A 20469-nucleotide genomic window follows, 5' to 3' on the forward strand; every position below is an offset into this window, starting at 1 on the left:
AGGTCGGCGACGAGCTTCACACTCTGCCGGAGCCGACGATCCGCCACGGCGGCAGCGAGTCGTGCGAGGCGGACCCGTGCCCTGGCCGTCAGCCCGGGGCTGCGGGTCAGGCGCAGCACGTGTCGCCGGGCATCGGAGCTCAGGTCGTGGAGGTGGCGGCGCGACCACCCATGGGAAATCCCTCCAGAAACGCGTCGATCGGCTCTCGACGAGAGGTTCCCGTCCACTGCGACGTGGAGACTCGCCACGCGTGGCGACCGGGAGCGCCACGAGCCTCCGAATTGAGATCGGCATCAAGCGGTCTCGCGCGCGGGCACGTCGAGCGTCATGCCCGGGACCACGCACTCCACGCCCGGAATTCCGCGGCGGGCGACTTCGACCTGGAACGCCGAGAGCGGCGAGGTGAACAACCCGTAATCATCGTGGTGGACCGGTAGCGCCTGAAGCGGGCGCAGCAGCTCCACGAGCTCGGCGCCTTCCTGACCGTCCATGCTGATCAAGTGGCCGAGGATCCGCGTTCCTCCGAGGTGCACGACGGCGAGGTCGATGTCCGGGCACCGACGTCGGATCTCGACGAGGTCGTCGTGCAGGACCGTGTCCCCGCTCAGGTACAACCGGAGGCGGTTCCCCGGCCGCTCGTAGTCCAGCAACGTCCCCATGACCGGTGGCGCGACGGCTCCCACCAGCCCGCGCGCGTGCCGGGCAGGCAGCGAGGTGACCGTGAGGCGGGCACCGTCCTTGGTCGTCGACCACTCGCTCCACCGCGGCATCGGCACCGACTCGGCGAAACCGCGCTTGTGCAGGCGACCCGCTGCGTGGGGCGTGGTGAAGATGGGCAACGCCCGGTCGAGCTCCCGCGTCGCAACGCGGTCGAAATGATCTCCGTGCAGGTGCGAGAGCACCACGGCGTCCAACTCGGGAAGTTCCTCGATCGTCATCGCCGGATCGGTGCGGCGCCGCGTGACGATCCCGTGCCCGATGTGGATCCACTGACCTCGCCGCACGAAGTTCGGGTCGGTGAGGAGCCTGAACGGCCCGAGCCGGAGCAGCGTGGTCGCCGTGCCCACGAACGTGACGGCGCATTCCGCGGTGCTTCCCGTAGTTCCGCCGGGCATCCGTGCCTCCTCACCTCACCCGCGAGGGCGTGCGGTCCTCCTCGGGGCCTTCGGGCGCATCCGGGAGCTCCGGGGCGTCCGGTTGCTCCGGGCCGGGTGCCCGCGGTCCGTCCGGGCTCTCCGGCTTGTTCGGGAACTCGGGCTTGCTCGGTGCCGTCGGCTTGTCCGGGCTGGTGGGCTTTTCCGGTTGTTCAGGTTCTCCCGGGTCTCCCCGCCAACGGCCGAGCAGCGGCGTGCTGGACATGGTTCCTCCACCTGGAATCTGGTCCTCACCGGTTACCCGCGCGCACCGGCCGGTCAATCCCGCTCGTGCGTGGTGGTTCCCCGGCCGCGGTCTCCGGCTCCGTCGAACGGCGCGCATCACCGCGCCACCCGCGGATGAGCAGCGCGCATGGGATCGGTGCGGCCGTGGGTAGGGCGTGGTGGTGGACTCGCTCCGACCGCAGCACCCCGCGCCGGCCCCGCGGCCGCCGGTGGCGTGGTCCCGGTTGGCCTCGATCGCGGGCTGCCTGGCCGTGCTGCTCGCATGGCTCAGCTGGTCCCGCGAGTGGTACGGCGACGAGCTGTACCTGCTCGCTGCCGGTCACCACCTGAGCTGGGGCTATGCCGACCAGCCGGTGCTGATGCCCCTGCTGGCGCGCATCGGGGAAGCCGCGCTCGGCGGTTCGCGCCTCGGTGTGCGGGCACCCGCGGTCCTCACCGCGGTCGCCGGCGTGCTGATCACCGGTCTCCTCGCGCGGGAGTTCGGGGGCGGCCGAGGGGCGCAGGGCCTGGCCGCGGCCACGTACGCCATCTCCCCGCAGACGCTGGACAGCGGCAGCATGCTGCAGACCCAGGCGGTGGATGCGCTCGCGTGGGCGGGCACGACGTGGCTGGTCGTGCGGTGGGTGCGGCTTCGCGACGGGCTGTCGCTGCTGCTGATCGGCGTCACCGGCGCCGTTGCCGTGCAGGCGAAGTACTTGATCGTGGTGCTGTGGGCCGCCTGCTTCCTCGCCGCGGTGCTGATCGGTCCGCGGGAGGTGTTCCGGCGGCCCGCGCTCTGGGCGGGCGCCGGGTTGTCGATTCTGGCGATGGTGCCGTACCTGAGCTGGCAGCACCGGCACGACTGGCCGCAGCTGCGGCTGGTGGGAGCGGTGCGCGAGGAGACGGCGGCCACCGCGAGCGGGCCGCTGGCGTTCGTGCCGTTGACCGTGCTGGTGGCCGGGGTGTTCGCCGGTGCGGTGCTCTTCGTCTACGGCCTGTGGCGGCTGCTGCGGTCGGCGGCTCTGGCCGAGTACCGGTTCCTGGGCTGGGCGTGCGCGGCGATCGTGGTGACGTTCCTGGTCAGCGGAGGCCGTTACTACTACTGCGCCGGGTTGTTCCCGCTGTGCTTCGCAGCCGGGTCGGTGGAACTCCTGCGCCGCACCGCCGCGACAGGGCGGCGTGCCGCGATGATCGGTGTGGTGTTGCCGGCCTCGGCGGTGCTGTCGGTGCTGCTGCTCGTCGTTCCCGGACTGCTGCCGGGCACGGGGGCGGTGGCCGCGCCGACGGTGCGCGGCAGCGCGGGATGGCCGGGACTGGCCGACGCGGTCTCCCGCGCGCACCAGCGCCTGCCGGTGCGGGGCGGTACGCCCGTGGTGACCGGCCACTACTGGCAGGCCAGCGCGTTGGACCGGTACGGCCGGGAACGCGGTTTGCCCCCGGCGCACAGCCCGCACCGCGGCTACTGGTTCTTCGGTCCGCCACCGGACGCGGACGCCGTGCTGTTCGTCGGTGCCGATCCCGGGCCGCTGCGGGCGAACTTCCGCAGCACGCGCGAGCTCACGACCTGGCAGGGCCGGCTCGGCTACCCGGGCATCAACACCCAGGTTCCGATCTGGTTCTGCGAAGGCCGGATTGCCCCGTGGGACCAGATCTGGCCATCGTTGTACAAGCCGTGACGGGAGGCGTGGTGGACGAGCTCTGGAAGCTGCCGAACATGCGCACGCGATCGGTCTCCCCGGAGAACCCGACCGGGGCGAAGGGCGGGGGAGCGCGGGCGGTCGAGGGCACCGGTGCCTCGGCGGCCCGCGAGCTGGGCGCCGGGTGGAAGGTCTCGCCCTCGATCGAGCTGGCCGCGGGTCGAACCGCGACGCTGGCCGACGTCGCCGGTCCCGGCGTGATCCAGCACATCTGGCTGACCACCGACGTGCCGAGCGTGCGGAAGCTGGTGCTGCGGATGTACTGGGACGGCGAAGGAGACCCGTCGGTCGAGGTGCCGCTCGGCGACTTCTTCTGCAACGGGTGGGCGGAACTCGCGCTGGTCGACTCCGAGGCCGTGGTGGTCGCTCCCGCGGGCGGGTTCACCAGCTACTGGCCGATGCCGTTCCGCACTCGCGCCACGATCACGCTGGAGAACACGACGCGCCGCAGCGTTCCCGTCTACTACCAGGTGACCTACCAGGAGACGGACCTGCCGGAGCGGGTCGGCTTCTTCCACGCGAGCTGGCGCCGCAGCAACCCGCTCGGCGATCCAGCGGTGCACACGATCCTCGACGGCGTCGGCGGCACCGGCCGGTACGTGGGGACCTACCTGGCCATCCGACCGGGTGCCCCGGGCTGGTGGGGCGAGGGCGAGGTCAAGTTCTTCCTCGACGGTGATCAGCAGCACCCGACGATCTGCGGGACCGGCACGGAGGACTACTTCGGCGGAGCCTGGAACTTCGACGTGGGCGGTCGCTACGGGACCTTCTCGACCGCGCAGCTGGGGTTGCACCAAGTGCTGCCGCCGAAGGAGATCTACCGGCCGCACCAGCGGTTCGGCATGTACCGCTGGCACTTGCGCGACCCGATCTGCTTCGAGCGCGATCTGCGGGTCACCGTCCAGGCGCTCGGGTGGAAGGCCGGCCGGCGCTACCTGCCGCTGGTGGACGCCGAGATCGCCACGACAGCGTTTTGGTACCAGATCGAACCGCACACCCCGTTCCCGCCGCTGCCCGCCCAGCAGCCCGCGCGACCCGGCCCCCGGCGGCTCACCGCTCGGATCCGGGAACTCCTGGGCCGCCGCGCATAGGCATCCCGCAGCGGCGAGGAAGCGAGGGCCGCTCTCCGCCGACCGGGGCGAACGCGGTGGTCTCAGAGCGCGTGTCCGAATCGGATTCGGCCTGGCGGGAATAGCGTTCCACGGCACGGGGAACTCGGAGAGCATGTGCACGTGGCGGGTGCGCCGACATCCAGAGGGGACCTGGCAGGTCCTGACGCCGGGCGGCACTCAGGCGTGTGCGCGAAGCACCAGCCAGGCCGTGGCGATCAGCAACGCTCGAGCGCTCATGGAGTACGAAGGCGCGCACCGCCTGCGGGTCGAGGGGAGTGCCTGCGTCGACGAGGGCGATCGCGGCTCGCCTCCCGGCGACGGGACCGCTCCGGGGCTGGTCTCGGCTTGATGCGCTCGCGAGTCCCTCCAGTGAGGACTTTTCAGGTCACCTGCGGACCGGGGTGGTGCTGATCCCGCCTGAACGCTCGCCGACGACTCCCGGTGCTGGTGCCGCGTGGTGAGGCGGCGCGATCACGTCGCGGATGTGCTGACGTGCGCGGCGTCGGCGGCGATCGCATCAGCGGAACGGGCGGACGGAGCCGTGGCGCTCAGGACGGCGCCGACCGCGAGGTGACCGTTCTCGGCCACCAGGAGGTCGAACCAGATCGCGGTCAGCACCGGGTCCGCGCCGGGGCGGCTGCCGTCGGCGTTGCAGACGTCGACCACGAGATCGTCCCAGAAGTCCTCAGCCATGGTGTCACCGTCCCGGCCCGGCGTTGTGGAGTGATATCGGCACATCGCCGCACGAGCTTGAGACCTGAACGCGGCACGACGGAGGTGTTCGCCTCGGGAACCTGAGGCCAGAGCCGGGGATCACGGCGCGCGGGGCTGCGGGACGAATCGCCCCGAAGCACCTGGCAGCGCCGCATTCCACTTCCTACACGGTTCGCCGGTCCTGGACCTGACCGGACAGGCCGTGGATGATCACCGCTCCACCGCCGTCGTGGCGGAGCTGCGAGCACGCCTCATCGATCGCATCGCATTGCCGCGGCACGTGGAACTCAGCACCATCGCCGGTGACCTTCCAGCCACCTCCGCGCTGGTCCGGAACCACGTGGCGCTCACCCGTTTCGCGTTGACCTGCAGGCACGTCTTCCGCTCCCCGACACCGCGTCAGCTTCCACCGCCGTGTTTCCCGGTCGCGGCGCGTCACAAACTCCCTCCGCCGCGGCACCGGTGAGCCGCTGCGGTTTCGGGACGGCGCGTTCGGGGTAACAACCGTGCTGCGCGGGAGGCAATCAAGACCGACGGCCTGGGAGGAAACGTGTTCGTACGCGACCTGGACGACGTCACCGGAACCGAGGACGACGTCGAAACGCCGAACTGGCGCAGCAAGCGCCTCCTGCTCGCCAAGCACGGCGCGGGTTTCTCGGTGCACGAGACCACGCTCCAGGCCAACACCGTCAACGACTTCTGGTACGCCCACCACGTGGAGGCCGTGTTCATCACCCACGGGGAGGGTGAGCTCACCGACCAGGAGACCGGCAAGACGTACCGGCTCCGGCCCGGAACCGTCTACCTGCTCGACGGGCACGAGCACCACCAGCTGCGCCCGACGACCGAGATGCGAGCGGTGTGCGTCTTCAACCCGCCGCTCACGGGCAGGGAGGTTCACGACGAGGACGGCGTGTACCCGCTGATCACCGACCGCTGAGCCCGGCGCGGCCGGCGTCAGTCGAGCGCTTCGGCCGCGGTGCGGAGATCGTTCCGGAAGTCCAGGTACGCGGCCTCGCGGTCGGTGGCACGCAGGACCGAGGAGGGGTGCACGGTCGCGAGGGCGGAATCGGGGCCGCGCTCACCGAGCTCGAAGCTCTCCGGGAAGTCGAGCAGCACCCCGCGGTGGTGGGTGACGCGGAAGGACTCGCCGAACAGCGCTTTGGCCGCGGTCGCACCCAGGCAGACGACGAGTTCGGGTTTCACCAGACGCAGTTCGGCGGTCAACCAGGGCGTGCACGCGCGCACCTCGCCCGCGCTCGGCTTCTTGTGGATGCGCCGCTTGCCCCTCTCGGCGGGTGCGAACTTGAAGTGCTTCACCACGTTGGTCAAGTACACGTCGTCACGCCGCAGGCCGGTTTCCCGGAAGGCGCGGTCGAGCGTGCCGCCCGCCGGGCCGACGAAGGGATGGCCCTCCACGTCCTCGGACGCACCTGGCTGCTCACCGACGAGCAGGACGCGAGCTCGGGCCGAGCCCTCGCCGAACACGGCCTGGGTGGCGTTCTCGTACAGGGCGCATCCACGGCAGGTCTGCACCGCGCTCGCCATCGCCGACAGTCCTCCTGTCGCGGGCACGAACTCCTCGGCGCCGGCTTCTCGTCGTGGCATGGTCCCTCCCGTCCGTCCCGGTCCGTCCACGCGCGGTCGGTCCCGTCCGCCGAACCGGCGGAGCTCACCGCTCCGGGATCTCGCCGGGCGGGATGTCCGCAGGCAGGTGGTGGGTCGCCCTGTCCCGGCCCTGCTCGGTGGTGGATCCTTCCTCCGCGTCCGGCCTGATCTGGTCGCCGGTGCCCTCGTCGTAGGACGTGTCGTCGTCGGTGCCGGCGGTGGGGTTCTGCGTTGTCGGTTCACCTTCTGCCGGCGTCTGCTCGTGCTCGCCACCCGTTCCGCGGTTCATGATCGCCTCCCAAGACGTCCTTCCCGAACGCCCGTCGAGCTACCCGGTGCGGAGATGGCGGCAAACCCCGCCCGAGATCGGCGCCACCGCGTTGCGGTGACGGCCCTCGTGGGTAGTCCCCGGTGGGAGCAGTCGATCAGCATGTTCGGGCTCCACGCTCGACTGCGGAAGGGAGGCGGGGGTGCGCAACGCAGCGCGGGCTCAGGTCGTCGTGATCACGGGCGCCACTGGCGGCGTGGGGCGGGCGGTGGCGCGCGAATACGCTCGGCGTGCCCGGGGCGTGGCCTTGCTGGCCCGCGGCAGCACCGGCTTGGAGGCCGCTGCCGCGGAGGTCCGTGCCGCCGGGTGCGACGCGCTGCCCCTGGAGGTCGATGTCGCCGATGAGGAGCAGGTCGGGCGCGCCGCCGACGAGGTCGAGGCACGTCTGGGGCCGATCGACGTCTGGGTGAACGCGGCGTTCACCTCGGTGTTCGCGCCGTTCTCGCAGATCGCTCCGGGGGAGTTCCGCCGTGTCGTGGAGGTGGACCTCCTCGGATTCGTCCACGGGACGAAGGCGGCGCTGGATCGGATGCGTCCGCGCGATCTGGGGACGATCGTGCAGGTGGGTTCGGCGTTGGCGTACCGGGGAGTGCCGTTGCAGTCGGCCTACTGCGCGTCCAAGCACGCTGTTCAGGGGTTCCACGAATCGCTGCGGTGCGAGCTGCTGCACGACCGCAGTGGTGTTCGGGTGACGATGGTGCAGCTTCCCGCCGTGAACACGCCGCAGTTCTCGTGGGTGCTGTCCCGGTTGCCGAAGCATCCGCAGCCGCTGCCGCCCATCTTCCAGCCGGAGGTGGCGGCCCGAGCGGTGGTGCACGCCGCCGATCATCCTCGTCGTCGCGAGTACTGGTGCGGGGGCAGCACCGTGGGCACCTTGATCGCCAACACGTTCGCGCCGGGCCTTGTGGACCGCTACCTCGCGCGCAACGGGTTTGCGGCCCAGCAGTCGGACGTGCTCGCCGATCCTGACCGGCCCGCGAACCTGTGGGCGCCCGCCGACGGCGCTTCGGGCCGGGACTACGGGGCACGAGGCGTGTTCGACGAGAGGTCGCGCAACCGCAGCATGCAGCTGTGGGCGTCGCACCGTCACGGTGCCCTGGCTGCGGCCGTGGTCGGTGCCGCCGCGTTGACGGCTGCCGCGATGTCGCGGCGACGCCGGCTCTGACGTTCCGTCCCGAAGTAGATGTCCTGAGGCCCGCCACACCGGGCGGGGGCGGGCGTTTCAGCGGCTCGCGGGCGTTCTCGCCCGGTTGCTGCGGAAGCGGAACCACGTCCGGATGTCGCAGCGGTGTCAGGCCGGCCGGTGTCCGCGCGCGCCGAACACCTGCGTGGCCACCTCGTGGTGCAGGTTCTCGAGCTCGGAGAGCTGCTGCTGGGCGCGATCGAGCAGCGTGCGCAGGTGTTGCGCGTCGAGGCCTGGTTCCCGCTCGGCAGCCGCGAGGAGGGTGCGCCAACCGCGAGCCTTGCCCTGCACTGCCACGTTGAGGGCTTCCACCTCGATCAACGCGCTCAGCGGGGAGCGACGGAACACGCCGGCGTTCAGCTTGAACCGGGCCGCCTTTTCACCCAGCCACGCCGCGAACACCTTGTGGTGCGTCGTTTTCACGCCGACCGATGCCATGATCTCCCGCAGGCTTCGACGATCTGCGCGGACTTCCTCGGTCAGCGCCCTGATGCGCGCCGAGATGTCGGGTGTTCCTCCCCGATTGGCACGCGCCGCACGAGCGGCCAGCTCCACGCCCCCGGTGGCACCGGCGAGGTGGTCGTTGAGGTAGATCGCCAGCAGCTTCTGGTGCGAGACGTTCGCCGGTGGTGCGTCCATGTCCTGCTCCTTTCCGGCAGCTGTGGGCTTGAACTCGAAGAACGTGCTCTTGCTGCCACGAGCTGATGCGCTCGGCGCGGGTCGTGGGCGATGCGGTCATGACTTGGCGGTGCCCGGGGCGCTCATCCGGCGGTGGACCGCGGCCATCAGCCGTTCGGGCATCACCCGCGAGATCGCGACCTGCACCCGGTTGCTGCGCGAGCCGGCGACCACGGAGTCGCGACCCTTGACCATGGCGGCGTAGCCCTGACGTGCGACGGTCACGGCGCTGTCCTTGGGGCCGGCTCCGATCCTGGTGTCCCGCATCCGGGCACGGTCGAAGAACTCGGTGGCGGTCGGCCCGGGTAGCAGCGAGGTGACGGTCACGCCCGTTCCGCGCAGCTCCTCGCGCAACGCCTGCGCGAAGGACTGCACGAACGCCTTCGAGGCGTTGTAGACGGAGAGGAACGGCCCCGGTGCGGTGGCCGCGATCGAGGAGGTGAACAGCACCCGGCCGCGGTGTTGTTCGACCATTCCGGGAACGAGCAACTTCGCCAGGTGCACCGTGGAGCGCACGTTGAGGTCGACCACTCGCAATTGGTCGTCGAGGGTGGTTCCGCCTGCGAAGGACCCGCCGGTGCCGACCCCGGCGTTGAGCACGAGCACGTCGATCGGTCGCCCGGTCGCCGCGGCCCGCCCGGCGAGTTCTTCGACGCCGCCGCGCTCGGTGAGGTCGACCTGCACGGTCTCCACGCTCGCTCCGATCCGCTCCATCTCGCGCGCCGTGTCGTGCACCTGGGCGTTCTCCGCGGTCAGCAGGAGGTCGTGGCCGTCCTGGGCGAGGCACCGCGCCAGCTCCCGGCCGATGCCGGTCGATGCGCCGGTCACCAGGGCGAGCGGTGTGCGGGTGTCCACGTCTGTCCTCCCAGGGCGTTCGGCGAACGGGGGCCGTACTCGGATTGCCGTAGCCGGTGGGCCTCAAACACCTCGGAGGCCGATCGAGCGGAGTTCGGCAACCGGCGTGAAGCGCGCCGAGTTCGATCACCTGGTGATCGGCGCCCTGGAGTCCGCTGCGGTCTCACCTCGAACTCGCGTACGCCCCCGCTTCGGCGGGGGCGTTTTGCTACGCGGGCGGCACCTTACGTCTTCGGCTGGTGGTACTGGCGGGTGTACTCGTGCGGGATCTTGCCCGCGTGGTACTGCTTGTGGTTGTAGTGGGTCTTGTACCCGCGTCACTCGGCCGCTGTCGGGCGCGCGAACTCAGTGCGGGCCGAATTGCGGACCGCCTCGAGTCTCGGCCGACGTCCCGGTGACAGGCTGGGAACGGGTTGCCGCCGGAACCGCGCCTGGCAATTGGGTCCGTCTTAGTTGACCTGCCGGGTGTGGCCCTCCCAGTAGGGCGCGCGCAGTTTGAACTTCTGCAGTTTGCCGGTGGCGGTGCGGGGGAGTTCGGTGCGGAACGCCACCGATGTGGGTGCTTTGTAGCCGGCGATCCGGTCCTTGCACCACTTGATCAGCTCGGCCTCGATCTCGGGAGTGCCCTCTGAGTCGGGAGTGAGCACCACGAGTGCCTTGATCGTCTCGCCCCACTTCTCGCTGGGAACGCCGATCACGCAGACTTCCGTGACCGCGGGGTGGGAGAACAGGGTGTCCTCGACCTCGATCGAGGAGACGTTCTCGCCGCCGGTGATGATGACGTCCTTCTTGCGGTCTGCGATCGTGAGGTAGCCGTCGTCGGTGAGGTGGCCGCCGTCGCCGGTGTGGAACCAGCCGCCGTCGAGTGCTTTCTCGGTCTCCTCCGGCTGCTGCCAGTAGCCTTCGAGCACCACGTTGGAGCGTGCCAGCACCTCACCGGCCCCCTCTTCGGACTGGTCGATGCTCAGTCGTACGCCGAGTGCCGGTGCGCCGGCTCGGGTGAGCTTCTGGGCACGCTCCTCGGGTTCGAGGTCGTCCCACTCGGAGCGGGTGCGGTTGACCGTCAGCAGCGGCGAGGTCTCGGTGAGGCCGTAGATCTGGATGAACTCCCAGCCCAGCTCCTCCTGCACCCGGACCACGGTCTTGGTCGGCGGGGGTGCCCCGGCCATGATGATCCGCACCCGGTCCCGGCCGGGGATCTCGCCCTCCCAGTCCTGGGCGGCGTCCAGGACCGCTGCCGCGACCGCTGGAGCTGCGCACATCACTGTGACGCCGTGGTCGCGGACCCGGCGCAGGATCTCGGCTCCGTCGATCTTGCGCAGGATGATGTGCTGCCCGCCGACTCCGGTCATGGCGAAGGGCATGCCCCAGCCGTTGGCGTGGAACTGCGGGAGCGTGTGGAGGTAGACATCGCGGTCGCTGATCTGGGTGTGCAGCCCGAAGGTGAGCGCGTTGACCCAGATGTTTCGGTGCGTGATCTGCACGCCCTTGGGGCGCGCCGTGGTGCCGGAGGTGTAGTTGATCGTGGCGGTCGCCTGCTCGTCCGGTTCCCAGGCCTGGGGTTCGGATCCCGGTGGCGCGTAGAGCGCGTCGTCGTCGCCGAGCACGAACTTGTGCTCGCAGCTGACACCCGCCAGCGCCTCATCGAGCTCCGGGTCGACGTAGAGCACCCGTGCGCCGGAGTGCTCGACGATGTACTGCACCTCGTCGGGCCGCAGCCGGAAGTTGACCGGGACGAGCACCCGTCCCCATCCGCTGACCCCGAAGAACGACGTGAGCAGCCGCGCACTGTTGTGGCTGACGATCGCCACCCGGTCGCCGACGCCGATGCCGAGCTGGTCGAGTTTCGCTGCCTGGCGACGCGCCAGTTCCCCCACCTGCGCGTAGGTCAGCTCGCCCTGGCTCACCGCCGGCTGCATCGGCTCGTCGATGACGCCTACTCGGTCGCCGTACACCTGGACCGCACGGTCGATGAAGTCGCTGACGCTGAACGGGACGAACATGGCGGGATCATCTCCTCGGGGACGTGGCCTCGGCGCCGGAAGAAGCGCCGAGCCCGGTATCGCCGGTGTTGCGCAGCAGCTAGCGGAGTGGGTTGGCGCTCAAGCTCTCGGTCACGAGGAGAACTACCACGGCGTGCGGATCGATGCCTAGAGCGAGGCGACGGTTCTGAGCGGCGATGGTGACCTCGTCGGTCCCTAACATGACGGACCCTGCGACCCGGGACGCCTGCTCCTCTATCTCGATCGGATGTGACCTCGAAGCATGAGCCGCCCTTACCACCGCCGTTGCCGGTCGTACCGTCCCGCCTTGTCCGGTAGCCGCGAGCTCCAGCCGCAAACGGAAGATCGACCCCCAGTTCTGGCGGTCACGTCCTCAGCGTAGTCATCGCCCAGGGCTGAGAGTCGACCAGTCAGGCTGGATCAGTTCGCCATAGTGTGGTCCGTTTAGTCCGAAGTGGTGGCCATGCTCGGAGCGAGGCTTCGGCGCGCCCTCATCGGGGAATCCTCTGGTCGTAACAGGGTTCTGCACAGGTGTGCGCACGATGAGGACTAGGGGAGACGCGGTGGATCTGGTGCGGGAGACACAGCGGTCGTTGTATGCAACGGTTGGCGCGACAGCGTGGGTGGTGGACGCCCTGCGTGGTGCACCCGGCTGGGTCGGGCATGCGTGGCGAGAACGGAATCAGGTGATGCAGCGGCTCGGCAGTGCGTTCGACGATCTGTCGGAGCGCGGCCAGGCCATTGTGGGCGGGGCACAGCAGGAGCTCGAAGACGGGGTAGACGAGGCGGACCAGGCCGTGCGCCGCGCGGGCCGTGAGGTGGACCAGGCCGCCCGCCGCATCCCCGGAGCTGCCGAGGCAGAAGGGGCGGTCGTGGGGGCGTTCATCGGCGAAGAGGACCTGCCGATTTCGCACTACGACAAGCTCACGGCGGACGAGATCGTGCACAAGTTGCACAGTTTGTCGCAGTTCGAACTGCGCAAGGTCCGCGGCTACGAAACGCGGCACCACGCGCGTGCGACGGTCATCGGGCGCATCGACAAGCTGTGCGAGGACCAGCCCTGGCCGGGCTACGACGAGATGAACTTGGACGAGATCCTTCCGAAGGTGCGGGAGTTGCCCGCTGAGGAGCAGACGAAGCTGGTCAGCTACGAGCGTCGGCACAAGAATCGCCGAACGATCGTCGACGCCTTCAGCCACACCTGACACGTTCTGAGCTCCGCTCGACCGACGCCAACGGTGCGCGCTGTTGAGGACGGCCGCGACCGCCTCCGCGAGTCGTCGCTCAGCGCGTTGCGGGGTGCAGGTAGAACTCGAATCGCGATGTCGATCAGTTCCGTCCGGCGCCTGACGTCCTCACCGCAGTCCGGGTCGGCGCCATCATCCGCGACCGCCGAGGCCGCGTCTGGTCTACGACGACCAAGCATGCCTGGAGTCCATCGCGGGCCCGAGGTCGTCCTAGCGGGGGTCCTTGCGCATGCACCACGTGTGGGGTCCGTTGCCGGGGAGCAGGACCTCGGCCGTGACCTCGAAGCCAAGACGCTCGTAGAACTTGACGTTCCGCTCGCTGGAAGTCTCCAGGTATGCCGGGTACCCGGCGTGAGCGGCCGCCTCAATGCCAGGCAGGAGCACCGCGCTGCCCAGACCCTGGCCTTGGGCCTCAGGGGTGACTCCTACCGTGTCGAGGAACCAAGCTGGCTCCTGCGGCCGGTACGGAGCGACAGCCTGCTCCGCGGACTCGTAGGCAACGGCCCGGTCACCGGCGAGGTCGCCGAGCAGCGGGCCAACCTCAGCAAAGGCGGGCGACGGGTCCTGTTCAGGGGTGGTCCAGACGGCGACAGCGCGGCCCGCGTCGGCGACCCACACGCGGCCGTACACCATTCCGATGCGGGTCAGGCAGAGTTGCTGGAAACGCCGAATCCGCTCCTCGTGGTCGTCTTCGGCGACCACGTGCCGGGTGTAGGGGTAGTCGGCGAAAGCCCGGGCAAGGGTCTCCACGGCGGTGGGGATGTCGGCGTCGGTGATGGGGCGTACCGCAGAGGTGTCTTGGTGGTGCGTCACGCCTGTTGAACGATCTCGCCGAGAGGCGAGTTCCCAGTCTGCGACCCCGTCCGTCAGTAGTTCCGGCTGTGATCGTGGGCTTGTCGGGGCGGGGCTTCGTCGATGGCGTTGGACTGACAGGCCTTGGGAAACCATCCTCGCGGTTGAACCCTCCTGCCCCGGGCAAGTCCCGGGGTGCTGTGCGTGACTGGTGTGCCCGCAGTGCCGGGCCTCGCGCCGCATGCAAGCCTGGAGCAGGCCTGATTGCGCCACGCGGTGGGTGAGCATTGCGCATCATCCGCGGCGAGATGACCTTGGCCCGCGTCCGCGAGGGCCTCACCAACCGACACTGTTGGCTACCGGCCTAAGCGAGCCTTTCCCGGGAACCCGGGGTCTTCGGGAACGGTGATGCGGATCCGTTTTCACGGGTCTTTCGCGTCGGTCGAAGGCTTGCACCTTGCTGAAGGTCACTGTCAACGACGCCGGTCGGCACGCCCGGTTCCGTGTGAGGTTGTGCCCACCGCGAGATCGCCCAGGAGATCTCCAGTGTCGCCGGTCACGACAGGCTCGCGATGATGTCGGCGACGGTCTGCGGCTGCGACACGAACGGGTGGTGGCCCGCCTTCACCTCGATGACGTTGTCCGCGCGGCGGGAGAATTCGCGTTGCGCCGCCGCCGGGGTGCTCAGGTCCTCGGTGCACACCACGTAGGTCGTGGGCAGGTCGTGCCACGCCGCCGCCCGTACGGGCTGGTGGGTTACGGCCAGCGTCTGCCGGGCCAGGAGGGAGGCTGCGTCGCGGGCGATGTCCGGGGGGCAGTCCTGGACGAACGTCTCGGCGAACAGCTCGGGCCTGGCGCGGAACGTGCCGCCGTCGCCGTCAGGGTCGAAGTCCAGGAACGGTGGCGGCGCGTCGGCGCCGAACGTCGACAGCGCCTCGCAGGGCTCGGGCAGGTAGCTCGACACGAACACCAGGTGACGCACCGCCTCGACGCCCACGGCCGCCTCGGTGGCGACAATGCCGCCGTAGCTGTGCGCCACGACCACGATTGGCTCGTCCCCCTCGGTCAGGGCAGCGCGCACTGCGGCGACGTCCTCGGGCAGTCCGGGACCCTGCGGTGCGGCCGGCCGGTCGCCCTCGCCGCAGCTCGGCAGCGCCGGGGCAACGCTGCTGATGCCGCGCTCCTGCAGGGCCGCGGAGGCCTGGTGCCACCACCAAGACCCGTCACGGACGCACGCCCCGTGCACAAACACAACACGCATCTCCTCCTCCTTGATCTGGGTGTCCCGAGCGCCTCGACAGCCCGCCTGTTCACCGAGGTAGGGAGCCCCAATCTGCTTGTCAACGGACCAAGTGGGTTGTTGGCTGGAACGGTCCGCGGGGGTCACGACGAGTGGCGCCTGAACGCGAGCCCGCCACACCTCCAACGGCTTGGCGATGTCGCGATGAGTTCGGTCGCCTTTGCCAGTCTGTACGTGTGTCATGCGATCCCATGATCGCAACGAGACCCACAACTACTACTTTCGGAGAAGCTGTTGTCCGACACCACCTGCCACATGTCGATCTCGCTCGACGGCTTCGTCGCCGGACCCGAGCAGAGCCGGGACGATCCGCTGGGCAAGCGCGGCCACGAGCTGCACGGCTGGCACATCGGCGACCCGCGCGCGACCGAAGCCGACAAGACGGCCAACAGTTGGCTCATGCGCCCGCGTGGCGCCTACGTCATGGGCCGAAACATGTTCGGGCCGATCCGAGGTGAGTGGAACGAGACCTGGAACGGCTGGTGGGGTTCCGAACCTCCCTACCACGCCCCGGTCTTCGTGCTCACTCACTTCGCCCACGAACCGATCGAGATGGAGGGCGGGACCACCTTCCACTTCGTCACCGAGGGCTTCGACGCCGCTTACGCGCAGGCGCTCGACACCGCCGACGGCAAGGGTGTGGACATCGCCGGTGGCGCTTCGACCGTTCGACAGGCACTCAACGCCGACGTGATCGACGAACTCACCCTCGACATCGCACCCGTCCTGCTCGGCAGCGGCGAGCGCATGTTCGACGGTGTCGAGAACTTCGGTTTCGAGCCCGTCGAGGTGCTCCACTCCCCGCTGACCACTCACATCCGCTACCGCAAACGCGACGAGGCCGGCTGAGCGGCAACTGACGGCGAAGGTGGTACGACCCGCCTGCCTGCAACGCTGCGCTGCGTCCCAACTCGGTGCTGGGGAGGATGATCGAGGACAACTTCGCACTGCTGGGACTTCCGTCTGCATGTCGTTGAAGTCCATGGCCGGCGCGAGTTCGATGTGGGCTCCGACGGCTTCGAAGAATTGCCGCCCGGTCGACGGTGAGCGACCATGGTTTCTGAAGGGGAGCGTCGGCTTCTGGAGGGTGGACGGTGCCTATCACTGAATCTCCTGCGTCTGCTGGAGCCGGTGTGTCGGTCCGTCCGCTCCAGGAGGGTGACCTCGACGCTGCCGATTTCGTCATGCGCACCGCGTTTGGCACATTCCTCGGCGTTCCAGAACCGGTCACGGTGTTCGGTGACGTGGAGTATGTCCAGCCTCGTTTCACCGCCGCTCCGGACTGGGCGTTCGCGGCGGAACGCGACGGGGAGATCGTCGGTTCCAACTTCGTCACCCGTTGGGGGAGCTTCGGGTTCTTCGGTCCCATCACGGTCCGACCGGACTTGTGGGGGCAGGGGATCGCCAGTCTCCTCATGCGGCCTGTCATGGACCTCTTCGAGAGGTGGCAGGTACGCCAAGCTGGCCTGTTCACCTTTCCGCAGAGCCCGCAGCACATCGGCCTCTACCAGAAGTTCGGGTTCTGGCCGCAGTACCTGACGCCGCTGATGGACAAACCGGTTTCGCCCGTCATCGAGTCCCACGGATACACGACGTACTCCGAGACCCCGGAAGCCGAGCGCGATGGCGTTGTGCGCGGATGCTTCGAGGTGACCGACGCCATTTTCGACGGTCTCGACGTGGCGCACGAGATCAGGTCCACGCACGCCCAGGGGCTCGGCGATACCGTGCTCGTGCACGGAGACGGGGAACTTCTCGGGTTCGCGGTGTGCCACTGCGGCGCGGGTGAAGCTGGTAGCGGGGCGTGCTTCATCAAGTTCGGGGCAGTGCGGCCGGGAGCGGACGCACCGGAGGTCTTCGAGCGGCTGCTTGACGCCTGCGAGGACCTGGCGGGTAAGCGCGGACTCGAACGAATGGTCGCCGGTGCCAACGCGGCTCGTCACGACGCCTGCCGACGATTGCTCGCGCGTGGTTACCGCACGTGGCTCGAGGGCGTGATCATGCAGAAACCGGACGAACCAGGGTACTGCAGGCCCGACACCTATGTCATCGACGACCTTCGCTGACGAGCCCCCGTGGCCCGTTTCCAGCGGAATCGGGAACCGGACGCGCAATCGAAACCGGTACGGCGGGCGCCGCCCGAACCCGACGTCCCACCAGCCACACGCGCACCGTCCTCGCAGGTCAGAGGGCATGCGCGAGGTGGATGCTCTGCGTCGCTCGCGAGTTGGATCTCCAGCGAAATGTCGGGTAGATCGACGACGTAGGAGTCGCCGCTGATCTCGGGCGCGACGGACGCAGCGCTGCGCTGGTCGACGAGGTGCACGGCGGTGCCGGCCGCGGCCAGCGCCTCAGCGCAGGCCTTGCCGATTCCACCCGCGGCGCCGGTGACGAGAGCTGCCTTGCCCTCCAGCCGCTCGCGCGTTCGCCGCGGTGTTGTGCGGGTCACTGGTGGTCATGACGGACAAGGTAGGACGCCTGTCCGAGGGATGACATGTGGTGTCAACACGCAAACATCACGGGATCCATGTGCGCGTGCCACATGAACGCGCACAACAGGGTGCACGCGCATTCGGCCTGTTTCAGCGCTGATCCGATGCGGGTGCTCGCCTTCGCAGGCGAAGACCCAGCGCCGAGGCGGCGAGGAACACCACCCCCACCAGCAGCACCACGACCGGCCCGCCGAGCGCACCACCCGTCCAGTCCCAAACCGCTTCGGGCACCGCCACTGTCACGGCGAGCACGCCCAGCGCCAGCAACACCACGGCCCGCTCGACCAGGTAGCCGCCGAAGCAGAGCAACCCGATCAACAGGGTCAACCCGTAACCCACCCACGACGGGCCCAGGCCCACCGCGTACTGCGCCCCGGCCAGAGCGATCAGCACGCCCGCCCCGAGGACCGGGCGGCGGTGACGCACCACGCCAAGAACAGCGAGTGCGGTCCACAGGGTGCCCAGTGCCACCAAGCCCGTCGTGTGGGCCGGTGACGAGCTGTCGAACCATTCGGCAACCGCGGCCGCCACCACGCCGACGCTGAACCCGACGGCCACCAGCAGAACGGGAAGTCCGCCCACCACAACGTATCCGAGCAAGGCGACGAGCAAACCGGTGACCGAGGCCGCCAACGACTCGAGCACGTCAACCCCGCTTGCGACGGCGAGCGCAGCCGTGCAGGAAGCCAAGGCGACCAGAGCGGACACGATCCGGCTGCGCGCAGACGGTTCCGCTTCGCCGAACGCTCGCAGAGCACGCGGCCCGCCGACCATGACCAGTCCGGCGCCAACCAAGGCGAGGGTCGCGGCGACCAGCAGGCCAACGCGCGCGGGGACTGCCAGGTCTTCCCAGTACATCCCCACCAGCAGAACGGCACCACCGAGGACCAGCGCACCGCCGATGTAACCGAGCACCTCCCACACGGCGGTGCGCGAGCCCCAGGCCGCACCCCGCTCGCGGTCGAGCTCGTCGAGGACGGCTGCGACCTGCTCACGGGAGAGCACGCCCTGTTCGCCCAACCGTTCCAGGCGTGCGCGTTGCTCCGAGGAAAGACGCTGCGAGTTGCTCATCGACGGCATTACAGCATCACCGCAGCCACATGTCCTTAGGTGCTTCTACTCAAATACCTCACCCAGGCGACCACAGAGCTCCCCAGGCGACGGCTGCGTCCAAACGAGGTCTGCAACTACCCGTACCACCGGCCCTGCAGAAGGCCTGGCAGTCACGCCGTTGCCCGTGCGCGTGGCACGACGGCGTGACGAGAAAGGCTGGTGGGTTGCGTGCCCGCTTGGGTGAGGCCGTTCGAGAGTGCCACGGAGTAGCAGCGGAGAGCTCGTCCCCGCCGAGCTGCACAGCGCACATCGCGTCATTGGAAGACGCCTGAACGTCTTGAGGGGAACCGCAGCTCTCCCGGTTCTCAGTCGACCGGCATCCAGGTCATGTCGACGGAGACGACGTCGCTGACGGCGGCCATCCTGGTGAATCCGGGCAGGTCGGCGGCTTTGGCGTTGGCTGCTTCGGCCTGTTCGAGGCTGTCGTAGATCCAGACGTCGGTCCAGAGTCCGTCGTCGCCTTTGGCGATGACGGGGGCGCTGATGAAGCCTGGGATGGCTGCGGCGACGTCGGCCACGGCTCTTGGTCGGCTGGCGAGGAACTCCTCCTCCTGACCGTCATGGACGCGGATGTGGACGAACTCGACCAGGTGTTGCTTCATGTTGTCCTCCTAAAGGTCTGTCTGATTAGGACTGTGCAGGGGATCGATCCTCAAACGAGGTGACGGGTTCGATGGCCGTGAGCTGGCCGTGTACCTCACGGCTGGTGCGCATGCCACTCTCGATGGCGCCATCGATGAAGCCGGCCCAGCCGTTGGCGTAGTCAGAACCGGCGAGGAAGATGCGGCCTTCAGGGCGTTGCAGTTCGGCGAGGGATTCGGTGAGCTGGCCCGAGCGCTGCATGGGCCAGGTCTCGCCGGAGAGATCGTCGTCGACCCAGTCGTGGCTGGCGACATCGAGCACCTCGACGTCCGGCAGCCATTGCCGCAGCGCGTCCTGGACTGCGGTCGGGTCGCTGCCGTCGAGCTTGCGGCTGTCCGAGCCGAAGGCGACCACGATCGTCTCGCCGTTGTCGACGTGTTCGACTTGGCACAGGGTGAGTGGTCCGGAGCTGGGCGAGATCGCGACGAAGGGTTCGTACTCGCCGCGCAGCCGTGCCCAGACCTTCAGGCCCCGAGAGGTCTGCCCCTGCTGGGCGGCGCGGCGCTTGCCCTCGGCCAAGGGCGGTTCGAAGGTGACGGAGTCCAGTACGTTGAGCGGCAGGGTGACCACCACAGCGCCCGCGGTCAGGTGTGAGCCGTCGTCGAGCGCGAGGCGTGCCTCGGTGTCGTCCTGCTCAATGGAGGTCACGCGCGCGCCGGTGCGGATCTCAGCTCCGGAATCGGCGGCCATCGCCTCTGCGAGGCCACGGGTGCCGCCGACGATCTTGTAGGTGGCGCACGCCTCGAAGTTGAGCTGCCAGCTTCCTCCGGTGAGCGCCACCCAGCGCAGGGCTTGCGCGTAGCCGCCGTTCTCGGTGGGGCCGTTGAAGTTCGTCGCCCACATGCCCTCGACGGCGTCGAACTCCTCGGGGGTGAGGTCGAGCTGTTCGAGCTTGGTCCGGATGCTGAGCTTGTCGATCTCGGCGAGCCGGTCGCCGCCCTGAAGCGGCTGGTACGGGTGCGGGAAGTGCTCGAGGGCCTGCGCGGTGCTGCCGGTCATGCCGCGGTCGATGAGGCCGAGCAGGTCCTCGGCGGTGCCGCTGCGACGCTCGCCGCCGCTGATCCAGTAGCCGTGGACGGGGATGGGGGAGGGTGTGGTGTCGAAGCCGTACCGGGTCATCTCAGCCCACACGTGTGGCTGGACCCAGTGCACCCAGGTTCCGCCCATCTCCAGGTCCCGGCCGAACCGGATGTCGGTCCAAGTTCGGCCGCCGATGCGGTCGCGGGCCTCCAGGACCAGCACCCGGTGGCCCTGCCGCCGCAGCTCGCGCGCGGCGGTGAGGCCGGCGAAGCCGGCACCTACGACGATGACGTCGGCGTCCTGCGTGGGGGACATGGTTCTCCTCGG

The 20469-nt window shown here is 69.1% G+C and carries 23 protein-coding genes; 8 read left to right on the forward strand and 15 right to left on the reverse strand.

Going from position 1 to position 20469, the window contains the following annotated elements; all coding sequences use genetic code 11:
* Window positions 1-293 precede the first annotated feature (293 nt).
* Both R4I43_RS20425 and R4I43_RS20430 read right to left on the reverse strand, forming a co-directional pair.
* The gene (locus tag R4I43_RS20425; RefSeq protein ID WP_324267264.1) at window positions 294-1115 is read right to left on the reverse strand and encodes an MBL fold metallo-hydrolase; all 822 of its coding nucleotides are present in this window, start codon (window positions 1113-1115) and stop codon (window positions 294-296) included.
* A gap of 10 nt (window positions 1116-1125) precedes the next feature.
* Window positions 1126-1359, reverse strand: a complete 234-nt coding sequence (locus tag R4I43_RS20430) for a hypothetical protein (protein ID WP_324267265.1) — start codon at window positions 1357-1359, stop codon at window positions 1126-1128.
* Window positions 1360-1540: 181 nt separating this feature from the next.
* Here R4I43_RS20430 and R4I43_RS20435 point away from each other — a divergent pair, with 181 nt between their 5' ends.
* From R4I43_RS20435 to R4I43_RS20445, 3 genes are all read left to right on the forward strand, one after another.
* Entirely contained in the window at window positions 1541-3034 is a 1494-nt protein-coding gene (locus R4I43_RS20435; protein ID WP_324267266.1) for an ArnT family glycosyltransferase, read from the forward strand.
* An 11-nt stretch (window positions 3035-3045) separates the two neighbouring features.
* Window positions 3046-4146: a glycoside hydrolase family 172 protein gene (locus tag R4I43_RS20440; RefSeq protein ID WP_324267267.1), complete on the forward strand. Its 1101-nt coding sequence runs from the start codon at window positions 3046-3048 to the stop codon at window positions 4144-4146.
* Window positions 4147-4375: 229 nt separating this feature from the next.
* Window positions 4376-4516, forward strand: coding sequence for a hypothetical protein (locus R4I43_RS20445; RefSeq protein ID WP_324267268.1), 141 nt, complete (start codon window positions 4376-4378; stop codon window positions 4514-4516).
* 122 nt (window positions 4517-4638) lie between these two features.
* Here the strand turns inward: R4I43_RS20445 and R4I43_RS20450 are convergent, their stop codons facing one another.
* Entirely contained in the window at window positions 4639-4860 is a 222-nt protein-coding gene (locus R4I43_RS20450; RefSeq protein ID WP_324267269.1) for a hypothetical protein, read from the reverse strand.
* A 184-nt stretch (window positions 4861-5044) separates the two neighbouring features.
* Window positions 5045-5257, reverse strand: coding sequence for a DUF2188 domain-containing protein (locus R4I43_RS20455; protein ID WP_324267270.1), 213 nt, complete (start codon window positions 5255-5257; stop codon window positions 5045-5047).
* Between the two features lie 174 nt (window positions 5258-5431).
* Here R4I43_RS20455 and R4I43_RS20460 point away from each other — a divergent pair, with 174 nt between their 5' ends.
* The gene (locus tag R4I43_RS20460; protein ID WP_324267271.1) at window positions 5432-5821 is read left to right on the forward strand and encodes an ectoine synthase; all 390 of its coding nucleotides are present in this window, start codon (window positions 5432-5434) and stop codon (window positions 5819-5821) included.
* 17 nt (window positions 5822-5838) lie between these two features.
* Here the strand turns inward: R4I43_RS20460 and R4I43_RS20465 are convergent, their stop codons facing one another.
* Window positions 5839-6489: a UdgX family uracil-DNA binding protein gene (locus R4I43_RS20465; RefSeq protein WP_324267272.1), complete on the reverse strand. Its 651-nt coding sequence runs from the start codon at window positions 6487-6489 to the stop codon at window positions 5839-5841.
* A gap of 64 nt (window positions 6490-6553) precedes the next feature.
* On the reverse strand, window positions 6554-6778 hold the full coding sequence (locus R4I43_RS20470) for a hypothetical protein (protein WP_324267273.1): 225 nt from the start codon (window positions 6776-6778) through the stop codon (window positions 6554-6556).
* Window positions 6779-6959: 181 nt separating this feature from the next.
* On the opposite strand from R4I43_RS20470, the gene R4I43_RS20475 reads away from it, so the two are divergent.
* Window positions 6960-7982: an SDR family oxidoreductase gene (locus R4I43_RS20475; protein ID WP_324267274.1), complete on the forward strand. Its 1023-nt coding sequence runs from the start codon at window positions 6960-6962 to the stop codon at window positions 7980-7982.
* Between the two features lie 126 nt (window positions 7983-8108).
* Here R4I43_RS20475 and R4I43_RS20480 read toward each other — a convergent pair whose 3' ends face one another.
* From R4I43_RS20480 to R4I43_RS20490, 3 genes are all read right to left on the reverse strand, one after another.
* On the reverse strand, window positions 8109-8639 hold the full coding sequence (locus tag R4I43_RS20480) for a hypothetical protein (protein ID WP_324267275.1): 531 nt from the start codon (window positions 8637-8639) through the stop codon (window positions 8109-8111).
* Window positions 8640-8735: 96 nt separating this feature from the next.
* On the reverse strand, window positions 8736-9533 hold the full coding sequence (locus R4I43_RS20485) for an SDR family NAD(P)-dependent oxidoreductase (protein WP_324267276.1): 798 nt from the start codon (window positions 9531-9533) through the stop codon (window positions 8736-8738).
* A 449-nt stretch (window positions 9534-9982) separates the two neighbouring features.
* The gene (locus R4I43_RS20490) at window positions 9983-11536 is read right to left on the reverse strand and encodes an AMP-binding protein (protein ID WP_324267277.1); all 1554 of its coding nucleotides are present in this window, start codon (window positions 11534-11536) and stop codon (window positions 9983-9985) included.
* Between the two features lie 563 nt (window positions 11537-12099).
* On the opposite strand from R4I43_RS20490, the gene R4I43_RS20495 reads away from it, so the two are divergent.
* The gene (locus R4I43_RS20495) at window positions 12100-12741 is read left to right on the forward strand and encodes a hypothetical protein (RefSeq protein WP_324267278.1); all 642 of its coding nucleotides are present in this window, start codon (window positions 12100-12102) and stop codon (window positions 12739-12741) included.
* 252 nt (window positions 12742-12993) lie between these two features.
* Here R4I43_RS20495 and R4I43_RS20500 read toward each other — a convergent pair whose 3' ends face one another.
* Together R4I43_RS20500 and R4I43_RS20505 are read right to left on the reverse strand one after the other, a co-directional pair.
* Window positions 12994-13596, reverse strand: coding sequence for a GNAT family N-acetyltransferase (locus R4I43_RS20500; RefSeq protein WP_324267279.1), 603 nt, complete (start codon window positions 13594-13596; stop codon window positions 12994-12996).
* A gap of 535 nt (window positions 13597-14131) precedes the next feature.
* The gene (locus R4I43_RS20505) at window positions 14132-14836 is read right to left on the reverse strand and encodes an alpha/beta fold hydrolase (protein WP_324267280.1); all 705 of its coding nucleotides are present in this window, start codon (window positions 14834-14836) and stop codon (window positions 14132-14134) included.
* 273 nt (window positions 14837-15109) lie between these two features.
* Here R4I43_RS20505 and R4I43_RS20510 point away from each other — a divergent pair, with 273 nt between their 5' ends.
* Both R4I43_RS20510 and R4I43_RS20515 read left to right on the forward strand, forming a co-directional pair.
* Window positions 15110-15724 carry a dihydrofolate reductase family protein gene (locus R4I43_RS20510; protein ID WP_324267281.1) on the forward strand — a complete coding sequence of 205 codons (615 nt, stop codon included), beginning with the start codon at window positions 15110-15112 and terminating at the stop codon, window positions 15722-15724.
* A gap of 284 nt (window positions 15725-16008) precedes the next feature.
* Entirely contained in the window at window positions 16009-16941 is a 933-nt protein-coding gene (locus R4I43_RS20515) for a GNAT family N-acetyltransferase (protein WP_324267282.1), read from the forward strand.
* Here R4I43_RS20515 and R4I43_RS20520 read toward each other — a convergent pair.
* The 4 genes from R4I43_RS20520 to R4I43_RS20535 form a co-directional block, all read right to left on the reverse strand.
* Complete coding sequence (locus tag R4I43_RS20520) at window positions 16917-17324, reverse strand: SDR family NAD(P)-dependent oxidoreductase (protein WP_324267283.1); 408 nt, start codon at window positions 17322-17324, stop codon at window positions 16917-16919. The two genes, R4I43_RS20515 and R4I43_RS20520, sit on opposite strands and share 25 nt — an antisense overlap.
* 133 nt (window positions 17325-17457) lie before the next feature.
* Entirely contained in the window at window positions 17458-18438 is a 981-nt protein-coding gene (locus R4I43_RS20525) for a hypothetical protein (protein ID WP_324267284.1), read from the reverse strand.
* Between the two features lie 347 nt (window positions 18439-18785).
* On the reverse strand, window positions 18786-19082 hold the full coding sequence (locus R4I43_RS20530; RefSeq protein WP_324267285.1) for a hypothetical protein: 297 nt from the start codon (window positions 19080-19082) through the stop codon (window positions 18786-18788).
* 25 nt (window positions 19083-19107) lie between these two features.
* Complete coding sequence (locus R4I43_RS20535) at window positions 19108-20457, reverse strand: flavin monoamine oxidase family protein (RefSeq protein WP_324267286.1); 1350 nt, start codon at window positions 20455-20457, stop codon at window positions 19108-19110.
* Between the last annotated feature and the right edge of the window lie 12 nt (window positions 20458-20469).

The organism is Saccharopolyspora mangrovi (assembly GCF_035320975.1).
GTDB lineage: Bacteria > Actinomycetota > Actinomycetes > Mycobacteriales > Pseudonocardiaceae > Saccharopolyspora > Saccharopolyspora mangrovi.

Bases quoted from the DNA above. Each gene is read 5' to 3' on its own strand.
- R4I43_RS20430 (WP_324267265.1), bottom strand. From the start codon at position 1,359: ATGTCCAGCACGCCGCTGCTCGGCCGTTGGCGGGGAGACCCGGGAGAA.
- R4I43_RS20505 (WP_324267280.1), bottom strand. From the start codon at position 14,836: ATGCGTGTTGTGTTTGTGCACGGGGCGTGCGTCCGTGACGGGTCTTGG.
- R4I43_RS20525 (WP_324267284.1), bottom strand. From the start codon at position 18,438: ATGAGCAACTCGCAGCGTCTTTCCTCGGAGCAACGCGCACGCCTGGAA.
- R4I43_RS20470 (WP_324267273.1), bottom strand. From the start codon at position 6,778: ATGAACCGCGGAACGGGTGGCGAGCACGAGCAGACGCCGGCAGAAGGT.
- R4I43_RS20465 (WP_324267272.1), bottom strand. From the start codon at position 6,489: ATGCCACGACGAGAAGCCGGCGCCGAGGAGTTCGTGCCCGCGACAGGA.
- R4I43_RS20535 (WP_324267286.1), bottom strand. From the start codon at position 20,457: ATGTCCCCCACGCAGGACGCCGACGTCATCGTCGTAGGTGCCGGCTTC.
- R4I43_RS20450 (WP_324267269.1), bottom strand. From the start codon at position 4,860: ATGGCTGAGGACTTCTGGGACGATCTCGTGGTCGACGTCTGCAACGCC.
- R4I43_RS20490 (WP_324267277.1), bottom strand. From the start codon at position 11,536: ATGTTCGTCCCGTTCAGCGTCAGCGACTTCATCGACCGTGCGGTCCAG.
- R4I43_RS20425 (WP_324267264.1), bottom strand. From the start codon at position 1,115: ATGCCCGGCGGAACTACGGGAAGCACCGCGGAATGCGCCGTCACGTTC.
- R4I43_RS20480 (WP_324267275.1), bottom strand. From the start codon at position 8,639: ATGGACGCACCACCGGCGAACGTCTCGCACCAGAAGCTGCTGGCGATC.
- R4I43_RS20530 (WP_324267285.1), bottom strand. From the start codon at position 19,082: ATGAAGCAACACCTGGTCGAGTTCGTCCACATCCGCGTCCATGACGGT.